Origin of the sequence: Methylorubrum sp. SL192 (assembly GCF_026672325.1) — a bacterium.
GTDB lineage: Bacteria > Pseudomonadota > Alphaproteobacteria > Rhizobiales > Beijerinckiaceae > Methylobacterium > Methylobacterium extorquens.
In genome coordinates this window covers 139730-151964 of the sequence record NZ_JAPPQV010000003.1, presented here as the reverse complement: position 1 = coordinate 151964, position 12235 = coordinate 139730, and the positions used below count along the sequence as shown (strand labels likewise).

Below are 12235 nucleotides of genomic sequence, written 5' to 3'. Positions count from 1 at the left end.
GCTGCATCGGTAGACAGTCACCCAGAAAGAGAGAGAAGGCCGATGATCTGAACACTGAGTACTTTGACGATGGTCATTGAAGGAAAGATCATCGCGTAACATATGTCCGGCCGGTCAGTTGGCGCGATGCGCAACGAGTAGGCCAGAATGGCAGGGTTGCCGGTGGCACCGCAGGCCACACCGAGCAGGTCGTCGTATGGGATTTTGAGCAGGTAGAAGCCGACGAGCAATACGATTGCGACCGTGGTCAGCAGCACCGCCACGCCGATCAGCAGCATCAGCGGGCCGGTCTGCGCTACCGTGGTGACGAAAGCCTGGCCGGAATTGATCCCGACCGTCGCCAGAAACAGCGTCAGACCGAAATTCCGCAGCACGATATTGGCGGGCAGTGGCATGACCCAACTGAGCGGCCCGGTGCGCCGAAGCCTGCCGAGAATCAGCGCCACGATGAGGGGGCCACCGCCGATGCCGAGCGTGACGGTGCCCACGCCCGGTACCGGGATCGGCAAGAGGCCGAGAAGGACGCCGAGCACCATGCCGAGGCCGACGGAGACATAGCTGAATTCCGCGGCTGATTTCAGGGTATCACCAAAATGCGCCCGCGCGGCAACCACCTGCTCGGATGCCACAATGACGCCGACCCGGTCGCCCAACTCCAGCATCAAGTCTGGCGAAGGCATGAGGTCCACGTCATAGCGTCGGACATGCAGAATGCGGATCGATACATCCGGCGGCATGGGCAGGTCGGCCAATCTCACGCTGGTCAGGGCCGACTTCGAGACGAAGAAGCGCTGGTAGGTGATATCGCTTCGATCCTTGGCAAGTCTGCCCTGGTCGATGTGTCCGAGCGCCGTGGCGACCTCGTCCAACGCCGCGGCGCGATCGGCCGCAATCAGAAGCGCGTCACCGGCATGCAGTTCGAGGTCTGGATCCGGCAGCCGGTTATGGTGCTCCTGCCGCACGCCGGCAATCTGCACGCCAGCCGGAAGCGTCGCCATGACGGCGCCGAGCGTCGCGCCAGACGACGGCAGGCGTTCGAGTGTCACTTCGCCAAGGTGGAAGCGCGAGGGCTTCGGCGGAAAGACGGGCTTCGCCCGGCGCGTCATGAAATAGAGGCAGAGGATCGGGCCGATCACGCCGAACGGATACGAGACCGAGTAGCCGACGGAAGGGTCTCGGTTCCCAATCGTGTCGAGTGCGGCTTGCAGCGCAGCGGTGCTGACCATTGAACCGGCGAAAATGCCGAGGGTATGGCCGAGTTTCACATCGAAAATAGCGCCGAGGCCGAGCGCCACCAACAGGCTGGCGACGACTGCGACGGTCGCGAGCACGTTATAGATACGCCCAGGCCCCGACAGACCCTCGAAGAATTGGCGCCCGTAGAGAATCCCGATCGCGTAGAGGAACATGATCAGCCCGACCAAACCGAGCGGACCGGTGATTTGGGCCTTCGGGGCGAGGGCACCGATCAGCAAGCCGACGAAGAGCACGGCCGCCACGCCGAGGGAAAAGTTCAGAATACTGATTTGCCCCACCGCATAACCGAGGCCGATGGCGAGGAAGAGCGCGAGGATCGGCTGCGTCCCGACCAGCTCGCTGACTGAGGCCATCATGGAAGGACTCCCACTTCAGTGCGCGCCTCGCTGATACCGAGGATCTCAGTATTGTCCCGCACCTGTCATCTGCTCGACGGGTCGGCGCCGACCCATCGCTCGATGAGACGGCCCGTTGATCATGATCGGTTCAAAGCCACATCAGGCTGACTCATTCGACCTTTAAGCGTCCGCCCGCACCTGACCGGTCGGGCGCGTGATCACCGGCTCCGCGGAGGAAAGAACGAGATCCTCGCCAACATGCGAGAACCCCAACCGCTCTCCGCTGAGAAGAGTGTAAATGACAGAGTTAGGACCAACCTCGATCCGAAACCTCTGCCCTCTTACGGTCAGGACAAGACTCAGGTGGGACCACTCCTTCGGGAGGATCGGATTCAACGAAATGCAGCCCTTGCTGTCGCGAAGTCCTGCGAAGCCGTAGACGAGGGCAAGCCACGTGCCGCCGATTGCGGCGACGTGAGCGCCGTTCATCATATTCCCGCCGATATCCGACATATCCATTGCCGCGGCGAAATTGAAATATTCGATTGCTTTGTGCGGCAGACCAATTTCATTTGCTACGACACTCTGAATACAAACAGATAAAGATGAATCGTGAGTCGTAAGCGGATCGTAGTATTCGAAGTTTCGCCGTTTCTCTTCGTGGGTAAAGTGCTCATTGAGCAAAAACATGGCCATCACGGTATCAGCCTGCTTGATGACCTGTGATCTGTAGAGATTCAAGGGGTGATAGTATAGTAGGAGTGGATATTTGTTTTCTGGAGTTGCCGCAAAATCCCATTTCTCGAGATCCAGAAAATCATCATCCTGAGGATGGATCTTCAAACGCTCGTCATAGGGCAGGTACATCCTTTCGGATGCGTCCTCCCAATCGGCCAGTTCGGAACTGTCCAAACCAGTGCGTTGGGCCAACGCATGGAAGCGATCGGGGTGCATGCGCTTGAGATCGCGAACCACTTGCGCGGCGTAGCGCAAATTTTCTCGTGCCATCAGGTTCGTGAAACAGTTATTGTTCACGATCGCGGTATATTCATCCGGTCCAGTGACGCCGTTGATACAAAATTTTCCTCCTTTCGACTCGGAGAAGAAGCCGAGATCGAACCACAGACGGGCAGTCTCCGTGAGAATTTCGGCTCCATAGCTCCAGAGGAATTCGTTGTCGCCGGTAACATTCACATATTTTTGCAGGGCGTATGCGATGTCAGCATTGATGTGATACTGAGCCGTTCCCGCAGCATAATATGCCGACGCTTCGTCGCCGTTGATGGTTCGCCAGGGAAAAGTCGCCCCACGGTGGCCCAATTCGCGCGCCCGCGCCCGCGCCTTGTCCAGCATGTCGTAGCGAAATTTTAGAACACTACGCGCGATCTCTGGATTCGTATAAATCAGGAAAGGCAGCACGTATATTTCCGTGTCCCAGAAATAGTGCCCCTCATAGGTTCGTCCGGTTAGGCCTCTGGCGCCGATTCCGTGCCCCTCCGATCGCTCCGAAGCCTGCAGAAGCTGAAAGAGGTTCCAGCGGATCGTCTGCTGAGTTCTCGGATTATCGCACTCAACCGCAACATCGGCTCGCGCCCAAAATCGTTCGACATCGCTTCTTTGGCGCTCGACGATTTCCTGAAATCCACTCTTGAGCGCGCGGTCCAGGGTCAGGGCGGTTTGGAACAAGATCCGCGCCGGAGAAGATTTGTCTGAATAATGATAGCTCAGATATTTATAAATCACGATCGGCTTGTTTCGCGCAAGCTTACAGCGGATCGTTACGGCAGCGAAATCGTCGCTGCAAACCTGCTCTGTGAGATATGAGCTCTCCGAGGAGACCGCGTGGTCCATCCCGCAACCGAGGTGAAACCCAGAGCTTTCAGTCCGGTAACTCAACATGGCGCGCATCCCCTCAGCTTGAAATCCCGTGGGGTGCAGGACACGCCCGGCAAGGCTCGCCGCGAGGCGGGGGTCCGCGATGTCGGCCGTCGATGACGGAGCGTTTTCGAGTTCCGACGAGATCGCGATCTCGACGTCGGCATCTTCTGCAGTGAGGATGAACGCGATGGCAGCGAGGTGCCGATGCGCGAGTGAGACAAGACGCACCGTCCGCATATGCAGGCGCGTGCCCGCCGGCGAAGCCCAGCGAACATCTCTGTTCAGCGTGCCGGCTCGCAGATCGAGGCTCCGCCGATACGACAAGATCTCGGCTTGCGGAACGACGAACGGCTCGTCTTCGACGAAGAGCTTCAGGGCCGTACCGCTCGGGCAGTTCAAGATGCTCTGGCCCACGGTCGGGAAGCCGTAGGCATGCTCACCGTAGGAAATCGGGCGGTGTTCGTAGAAACCGCTCAGATACGTGCCGGCTTCTTGAACCGGAGTACCTTCCTCGACTGAACCGCGGATGCCCAGATACCCGTTGGATAGGGCAAACATCGTCTCGGCTTGGCCCGTCAATTCTTGCGCCAGACGTGCGTCGTATTGGACGGCCTCAAATGCCCAGGGGTTTGGCGGAAAGATATCTTCGGGTGGAACATAGCGCGGGCGCAGCATCGGTCATCCTTGCAAGCGTCTCGGAGCTGCAACTTCGTTTGTGAGAGGGTGGCCCGCCTCGAGTTCAGAGATGCTTTTGAGCGTCGTGCCGAGGATCGTCTCCAGCGCCTCCTGGGTGAAAAACGCTTGGTGTCCCGTAACGATGACATTGGGGAACGAGATGAGGCGTTGGATGACGTCGTCCGGGATCACGGTGCTCGAAAGATCTCTGTAGAACAGCTCTGCCTCTTGCTCGTAGACGTCGATCGCCAGCCCGCCCAGCCGACCGGACTTGAGTGCATCGATCGCCGCGTCGGTATCGATCAAGCCGCCGCGGCTCGTATTGATCAGAAGTGCGCCCTTTTTTACGCGTCCAAGCGTTCGCGCATCGACGATGTGATAGGTTTCGGGCGTCAAGGGGCAATGCATGGAGATGACGTCCGCCTCTTCAACGCCCGCAGCGTCGACATAGCGTCCGCCAATTCTTTCAAATTCAGGCGACCGGTGCACGTCGAACCCGATCACCCGGCATCCGAAGCCAGCCATGATCCGTCCGAAGATGGTCCCGATCTTTCCGGTGCCGATCACTGCCACGGTACGATCGACAAGGTCGAACCCCATGAGGCCATCAAGTCTGAAGTTCCCCTCGCGCGTCCGATTGTAGGCACGGTGGACCTTGCGATTGAGCGCCAGCAGCAATCCGACTGCAAATTCGGCAACGGAGTTCGGAGAATAGTTGACGACGCGCACGACTCGGATTCCGAATTCCTCCGCGGCCTCCAAGTCGATGTGGTTGAAGCCCGTGCATCGCGTTGCGACGAGCTTCGTTCCCCCCTGGGCGAGCTGCCTCAAAACATTGCGGTTGACGCTATCGTTGACGAAGACGCTGACTGCGGTGAACCCAGCCGCCAGTGAGGCCGTCCCTGGTTCGAGCAAGGCATCGAAATACGTGAGGTCATGCTCCTGGCCGACGTTCAGATCATCGAGAAGCGCGCGCTCGTAGTTCTTCGCACTGAACACTGCAACTCGCATGCTTATGCCTCCTTTTGCATGTTCCTGTGCCAAAACGAATTGGTAAATCCGTTTTCAGACTTCCAATCAATTCGGAGACATTGTGTTTCGATAGTTGTCCGCGCAGTCTCCTGCACCACCAGTCAGGATCCGGAGGCTGCCCGTCGGCGTGCAAAGTGATGAAATTCGCAAATCGAATGGAGATTTGTAAAAAACATCTGTTGGACTGGTTGCCTAGCGCTACTGCCACAGCCTCAGCGAGGCCGGAGCCTCCGCGGCACCGTCCACGGCAGGAAACCGATTGTCTCCTTTTGCAGCCTCATTTTATGGTGTGCAAAATTCTACGCTTGATCAGTCGGGACATTTGACCAGGACTGTGCCATCTCGCCCTGGCTCAGCAAAACGGTCCGCGCCCGGCGCAAGGTTTCGGCACTCTGAACCCTGAAGGAGGGCGGACGCCATGCCTCGCAGGCTCTTCACGACTGCGCCGATCGACTTTGCCCTACAGCAGGCTTCAAAACCGTGCGACGGTGGACGAGGTCTGCTGGGAGATGGTCTGACCGAGATTACACAGCTCGGTATCTGACCGCGGCCGTCCGAAGGGCTTAATTGGTCCGCTGCGGAGGCGACGGGTTCAGAGCCCGGTCCCGCTCTACCCGCGCTTCCGTCGGCGACCGGCCCGTCCAGCGCCGGAAGGCGTGGGTGAAAGCGGTGGCCTCCCGGAACCCCAGCAACCAAGCGATGCGCGAGATCGAGAGGCGCGTGTCCCGAAGGTAGCGCAGGGCAAGGTCCCGCCGCATCTCTTCCAACACGCTCTCGAAGCTGAGCCCCTCTTCGGTCAAGCGGCGGGACAGGGTTCGCTGGCTTGTGCCCAGTGCCCGTGCAATCTCGGAGATGCGCGGCCGACCATGCGGCAGGAGCGGCATCACCGCGTTCTCTACCCGCGTACGCAGGCTCTCCGCCAAGCGGACACGATGGGCGAGCGCTTCTTCGCTGTACCCGAGCAGGAGATCGTGCAGGTAGGGGTCGGCGCCGGTCAGGACCGCGTTCCCCGCGGCAGAGGGAAATTGAACCTCGTCCACCAGGGCATCGAACGCAATGGCGCAGCCGAGGAAGGCCTCGATCTCGCGGGCTCCTGCGTGACGTGGGTGGCACAGGGTCAGGTGGATTGGCGATAGTCGCAGGCTGGTCAATTGCTGGGCGACCCGGACGAGACCCGTCATCCAGAACTCGACCTGATGCCGCGCAGCGTGCCGAGCCAGCCCGACATACGAGACGCGGACCTCACCGCTCTGGCTATAGATCGGGGCGATACCCTCGTTCGTGATCGCGGCGTAGCGCTCCGCCCGACAGAGCGCGTCACGCAGCGTTGGGGCAGAGGCCATCACGTAATAAAGCAGCCCAATCTCACCGAGCTCGAAGCTTTGGCCGAGATGAAAACCGAAGAGGTCATCCTCGAGCGCCTCAGCCAGCAGACCGACGAGCGCGGCTTGGTTTGTCGCACCGATGCGAGCGTGCCGGTTCTTGATCTGGCGCTCGCTCAGACCGGCCCTGGACAGGCACGGCCGGACATCAATCCCTGACGCAGCCGCGCGAGCCACCGCGAGCCGGGCCAGCGCGCCCGTGGCGCTCGGGGGCATGGACGGCGCCGCCGCGCGCGAACGCACCTCCTGCTTCGTCGCGGTGAGGTTGGCTGTGAATGGCATGAGGTACCAGCACTTTGGCCGAAGATAGCAGGACGAGCCGCCGATGTCCCTGATAGGGATGCGGCTGGTCCAAGAGCAGTCTCCGCCAGTCTCCTGACCTCGTCGGCCCCAGCTTGGGTGCGAAACACGTCCAATCCAGCTGGACCAGATCAATCCGCCCGATGCGACAGAATTTATGATGCCCGCTGTTTGCCTGCGAGACCCCTGGTCGACCCGCGCTTTCGATCCGCAGCGCTTATTGGTCCAGGCCTACACCCGGCTGATCCTGCTGCCCGCGCGGGCGGACGGCTCCAAGATGGCCGTGATCGCCCGGTTCGGCACCCGGGACATCTGCTTGATCGAGACACTGGCAGCCGACGCGCCGCCTGAGAGTGTGGCGCTCCGGGTCGAACTCTACGATCGGGCACGCGGTCACGCCGTCGAGAGCATGGCCTGCAACGATCTGGAGGAGGCAGAGGCCGCGACGACCGAACTCATGAAGGATGCACGAGAGGCGGTCTTTGGATGTTTACCGCCAAGCTCGGGCCAGCCCTGCGCGGACGCAGCAGGGCGCTAGACCATCGTTCTGCAACCCATCCCGCCTCACGTGGGCAGCCCGGATGAGGCTGGGCTGCGGGCCTAACGGACGACCGGCTCGTCGCTGTCTTGGTTCGGTTGTCCGGCCGACTTCACGACACCGAGCTCACGGGCTCCCGGTCCATGGAAGCCGGCTTCGGGCCATGCGGGCCCGATGGACAGCGGTTGTTCACGACGCTGGTCGCGGCCGAGGGATGGCGGCGTGCCGGCCTTTCCGAAAAGGGATGGGAATCTGCATGGTCACCGACGACAGCTGCGGTCTGGAAGCCGTCACGGCAAGCATCATCATCGCCTACGTGCGCAACAATCGTCTTCCCGGAGCCATCCTGCCGGACCTGATCAGGACCGTGCACCAAACGCTCCTTTCGCTGGGTACGACGACGGCGCCGCCCGCTCCGGAGAGTGCAAGGCCAACGCCGGCCGAGGTCCGCAAGTCGATTACGCCGGACGCGCTGATCAGCTTCATCGACGGCAGGCCTTACAAGACGCTCAAGCGGCATCTGACCAGCCGCGGCCTCGACGCGTACAGCTACCGCGCGCGGTTCGGCCTGCCAGCCGATTACCCGATGGTGGCTGCATCCTATAGCCGAGACCGTTCAGAGATTGCCAAGGCGCTAGGATTGGGCATTCCGAACCGCACCAAGGCCGCGACCGAGCGGCCTCGCTCCGGGCTGTAGGCGCTGGCGCGTCAAAGCGCGTCGCGGCGCCCCTGTCGGCACGTGGGCGAACCATTCCGCCGAGGCTGTCGCACCCTGAGATCCTCACCGGTCCAGCGAGTGTGTCTCACACATCGGACGGTTCATCTTGCGAAGCCCCATCATGCGGCGGTTCATGCTGACCGAGAAGAAGATCGGGTTCCGGCAAACGACGGTCCGACGATCCAGAGAGGGTTTGCCTTGTGCGAGGCGATGTGACGACAGCCTCGGTGGGTTGCAGACGTTTCTGGGCTCGTCATGATCCGTTGAATGGAAAATGCAGCCACGCCCCCCTTTTCGCACCTAATCAGCCTGTCCTGCCAGGACGTCGAACGGCGCGAGGAAGCGGAAGCAACGTTCTCCGTCGTGCTGGCATGAAGAGCTGGGCGGCAGTCGCCGTGGCCAGACGCGCGCTCCCGCTTTTCCTTGCGGTCGCGATATTCGGGGCATGCGCTGGATGGGTCTTCGCGGGGGCCTTCGAGACCGGACGCCCTTTCATCAATACAATCTATGGGATGTTTTTCAGCCTCACGCTGTTCCTCTACGAGCGCGGAAAACTTTTACCCGGCCTGCGTGCCCGCGTCCGCCGGGCGGCGACGCCAATCTTCTTTGCCGCCACACTCCTGATCTTCGGCTGCACATTCGTCGTCGGAACGACTGTGGCCGGAACCGTTCTATGGGCGGTCGGCATTGCGAGTACCCCAATCCTCGACGTCGCTCCGACCGCTCAAAAACTCACCTACGCCTTCGTCACTGCGGCACTCCTCGTGGCAGTCCTCCGCATGCGCGACCTGATTGGACCGCGGATGTTCATGAGCTTCCTGCTGGGGCGCTACCATAAGCCACGCCGCGAGGAGCGGGTTTTCCTATTTCTCGATCTTATCGGCTCAACGCGCTTTGCAGAGGAGCGTGGCGACCTTGAAGCGATGCTCTACCTAGGTCACGTCTTCGAAGTTCTCGCCAGACCTGTGGAACTCTATCGAGGGTCGATAGACGATTACGTGGGTGATATGGCGTTGGTTACGTGGCGTATGGGCCCGGACCTGGAGGATGCGGCTCCCATCCGCTGCCTGTTCACATTCCTCGACCAAGTGGAGCGAGACGCGGGGGAATGGCGTCGCAGGTTCGGCGAGGTGCCCCGGTTCCGCGCCGCGCTTCACTGTGGGCCGGTGATGACGGGCGAGATTGGCGTCGACCGGCACAAAATCACGTACTTCGGCGATGTTATCAATACGACGTCCAGACTTGAGAGTCTGGCAAAAGCGCTCGATGAGCCTGTCGTCGTCTCGGCCGAACTCCTCGCCCGCCTCGGGCCGGTACCCGAGGGCGTAACGGTCACCAACCTCGGTCGGCACTCTCTGCGCGGACGCGGCGAGGCGCTGGAAGTTGTGGGGCTGCGCCGGTCGATCGGTGAAGATTAAGGGGCGACATGATCCAGGTTTCAGCGCCGCGTAGCAAAGCACACTTCGATGCAATTGATCCAACCTGATCTGCATTGGCTCCAGAACGCACTCCGATGAAGTGGTCACCGATTCGTCGAAAGAATGCGCGTTGAAACAAAGACCGAGAGCCGCTGTCCTGATGCAATGGGGTCGGATATGGCTCTAGGAAGATTCAGGTGAAGGGGTCGATGAAGGGCATCGCCTCGCTCCTCAGGACTTGAACGCAGAGCGGAAGGCGCGTCGCAGCCGCTGGCCGCCCGCGGGTCGCACGCGCAGGTGAGTTCCGATGAGCGTCCGGAAAGCGAAGTCGACCTGGCCGTACTCTTCGCCGCAGCCCTTGGCCCTCTCCTTGGGCAAGTAGCCCTTGGCCACGATGGCGCGGTACCGTCTCCGGTCCGAGCCGTAGGCCAAGCAGGCGAGATTGTAGAAGCGCTGCCAGGACAGCCCGTGCACGTCGGCGAAGGCACCCTTGTCGATTGGCTCCTCCTTGGCTGTCGCCGCGAAGAAGTACGCGCTCCCGTTCACGACCCTGCGGGCATCGGCGGGCGACAGGTGCAGGAGGATCAGCGAGGCGACCTGGTCAGCGGCGTCCTCCTCGCGTCCGAGGATGGGCACCTGCAAGAGGTCGAACAGAGCGTGGCTGCTCTCATGCAGCAGGATCTGGAAGACCGGGCCGTGGATCGCATCCAGCCTGGTCACCCCGGCCGGCGACTTCGTTCGCGGTGCGGCCTGGACGATGCTGTCGAGGAGCTCGTAGCAGACGGTCACGCTCCGGTTCTCGGGCGCGTACCAAGCGTTGCGCTCGCCGGAGCATTCGGTCAGCCGGTACGTCAGTCGATTGGGCAGCCTGACGAGACCGATGATGGCGCCGACCCGCTCCAGCACCCTCTGCTCGCGCATGGTGTCGTAGATCTCATGGTAGGCGGCCGTCTTGGGTGCCACATGGACGACCCGAATGCGTTCGCCGTCGCGTCCACTCGGACCGGCCGACGCGCTCACCGGAAGCACGGTTGCCGCCAAGAGGATGGCGATGTGCCAGGCACGGACCGGCATCCGCGTCCCCGTCAGCCGTTCCAAGTTGGCCGGACTCATCGTGGGAAGCCCCGCATGGCGTTTGGATCATTGGGCAATGGCTCCCTCCTGACAACGCAGCGGAAGCCGATCTGGCTGGTCGTGGTACGCCGCCAGCGCCGCGAGCAGCGGGTCATCAAGGCTCGGCTCTCACGGCTTGAAGAGTGGAAGCTGCCCGATGGTCTCGCGTGTGGCGCTGACGGTCAGGTCGTTGTCCGCCTGCCGCAGGAGAGGAACCGGGATGCCAACCTCCCCACCCCCGAGCCAGCGGCGGCGGGCCACCACTGCGATCAGCGCCGTGCCGTCGGCCGAGACCCGCACATCCTTTACGCGCCCGACGACGAGCTTGTGATCAGCATAGAGCCAGCGGCGGCGGAGCGTCGGCACGAGCGAGGCGGCGCCGATCTGCATGCGCGAGTCCGCCGCGTCGATCAGGGGCGATCGGGCTTCCTGCGCGCTCGCCTCGCCAGCGAGCATCACGAGGACGCAGGCCCAGGCAGGAAGGTGCTGCTGCATCCGCTGTCCCTCTTCCGTCGCAAGCGAGCTTCTTCGTGCTTCACATCGCGCTTCACCCCGTTCGTTGAACCTTCCGCCAGGTGCTGGGCGTCATGCCCACCCAACGGTGAAAGGCACCAGACTACACGGTTGAAGCTGCCCGATTCGAGTAGATGTCGGCGACCAACCTGACGAAGCTGGGCATGGCAGCATCCTCCAGCCGTCAAATGGCCCGTTGTATAGATTTTTGCTTGATCGGATGGGACACCAAGAGGTGCCTGCCAGGCGCTGAACCGGGCTGTACTTCGTCCGCAGTTGCGCTTCGTTTTGAGGAGCGCGGTCCGCCCGAGGGCGAGCGCGCGAAGGCGGGCGAACACCTCGGCCTCAGCGCGAACGCCGAGCGCCGCGGTCGGCTCGTCCAGGACCAGCACTTCGGATTCGCGCATGTAGGCGCGGGCGATCGCGAGCTTCTGCCACTCGCCCCCGACAGGTCGACCCCGTCCTCGAAGCGCCGGCTCAGCCGCTGGCCGTAGCCCGCGGACAGCCGCGCTACAGCAGCGGCGTCGGCGAGCGTCCGGCCTGCCGCGCCCTCGATGCGGGCCGCATCCGCCCGCGCCGCGATGCGGCCGACCGCGATGTTCTCGCCCGCCGTCAGATCGAAACGGACGAAGTCTTGGAAGATCACGCCGATGTGGGTCCGCAGCACGTTGGGGTCGCCGAGCGTGAGCGTGCCGGTGCCCGGCCACGATCGGGTCGACGACGAGCTTGGCGACATAGAGAACCGAGGCAGGGATGGCCGCGCGGGCAAGGCGCAAACCGATACTGGCGCGTCAGGGTGCGGTTCGTCGCCCAGGCGAGGTGGAACAGGGCGGGAGGTGCCGGAACGGACCGATCCGTGCCGCGGCTGCGCGGCAAAGCCGGGCGGTGGTTGAAGGAAACAAACGCACTGCGCGCCGCTCGGGCGTTCCCTGCTGTGTCGAAGGACAACGAACACGTCCCGTACGGGATTGCCACGCGTTCCGGGGCGGTGACGACACGCGACACGATGGCACCCGCGATCCGGCGGCTGCCCCCTCAACGGAGTCTACCGTCTATGTGCGGGTCGGTCTTCG

The 12235-nt window shown here is 62.2% G+C and carries 10 protein-coding genes; 3 read left to right on the top strand and 7 right to left on the bottom strand.

Features of this window, described 5'->3' with window-relative positions:
- Window positions 1-17 precede the first annotated feature (17 nt).
- From OVA30_RS01700 to OVA30_RS01685, 4 genes are all read right to left on the bottom strand, one after another.
- On the bottom strand, window positions 18-1610 hold the full coding sequence (locus OVA30_RS01700) for an aspartate:alanine exchanger family transporter (RefSeq protein ID WP_268174395.1): 1593 nt from the start codon (window positions 1608-1610) through the stop codon (window positions 18-20).
- 165 nt (window positions 1611-1775) lie between these two features.
- Complete coding sequence (locus tag OVA30_RS01695; protein WP_268174393.1) at window positions 1776-4148, bottom strand: glycoside hydrolase family 65 protein; 2373 nt, start codon at window positions 4146-4148, stop codon at window positions 1776-1778.
- Window positions 4149-4151: 3 nt separating this feature from the next.
- Complete coding sequence (locus OVA30_RS01690) at window positions 4152-5159, bottom strand: 2-hydroxyacid dehydrogenase (protein WP_268174392.1); 1008 nt, start codon at window positions 5157-5159, stop codon at window positions 4152-4154.
- Window positions 5160-5743: 584 nt separating this feature from the next.
- A complete protein-coding gene (locus tag OVA30_RS01685; RefSeq protein ID WP_268174391.1) occupies window positions 5744-6844 on the bottom strand; it encodes an AraC family transcriptional regulator in 1101 nt (366 codons plus the stop codon).
- A 238-nt stretch (window positions 6845-7082) separates the two neighbouring features.
- Here OVA30_RS01685 and OVA30_RS01680 point away from each other — a divergent pair, with 238 nt between their 5' ends.
- The 3 genes from OVA30_RS01680 to OVA30_RS01670 all read left to right on the top strand — a co-directional run bounded on the left by OVA30_RS01680 (window position 7083) and on the right by OVA30_RS01670 (window position 9536).
- Entirely contained in the window at window positions 7083-7400 is a 318-nt protein-coding gene (locus tag OVA30_RS01680) for a hypothetical protein (protein ID WP_268174390.1), read from the top strand.
- A 256-nt stretch (window positions 7401-7656) separates the two neighbouring features.
- Window positions 7657-8097: a MucR family transcriptional regulator gene (locus tag OVA30_RS01675; protein WP_268174389.1), complete on the top strand. Its 441-nt coding sequence runs from the start codon at window positions 7657-7659 to the stop codon at window positions 8095-8097.
- A 392-nt stretch (window positions 8098-8489) separates the two neighbouring features.
- Window positions 8490-9536: an adenylate/guanylate cyclase domain-containing protein gene (locus tag OVA30_RS01670; protein ID WP_268174388.1), complete on the top strand. Its 1047-nt coding sequence runs from the start codon at window positions 8490-8492 to the stop codon at window positions 9534-9536.
- A 231-nt stretch (window positions 9537-9767) separates the two neighbouring features.
- On the opposite strand, the gene OVA30_RS01665 is transcribed toward OVA30_RS01670, so the two are convergent.
- The 3 genes from OVA30_RS01665 to OVA30_RS25930 all read right to left on the bottom strand — a co-directional run bounded on the left by OVA30_RS01665 (window position 9768) and on the right by OVA30_RS25930 (window position 11869).
- The gene (locus OVA30_RS01665) at window positions 9768-10649 is read right to left on the bottom strand and encodes a DUF4344 domain-containing metallopeptidase (protein ID WP_268174387.1); all 882 of its coding nucleotides are present in this window, start codon (window positions 10647-10649) and stop codon (window positions 9768-9770) included.
- A 129-nt stretch (window positions 10650-10778) separates the two neighbouring features.
- Complete coding sequence (locus OVA30_RS01660) at window positions 10779-11144, bottom strand: PRC-barrel domain containing protein (protein ID WP_268174386.1); 366 nt, start codon at window positions 11142-11144, stop codon at window positions 10779-10781.
- A complete protein-coding gene (locus OVA30_RS25930) occupies window positions 11105-11869 on the bottom strand; it encodes an ATP-binding cassette domain-containing protein (RefSeq protein WP_326493629.1) in 765 nt (254 codons plus the stop codon). The genes OVA30_RS01660 and OVA30_RS25930 overlap by 40 nt, the downstream gene beginning before the upstream one ends.
- Window positions 11870-12235: the final 366 nt, after the last annotated feature.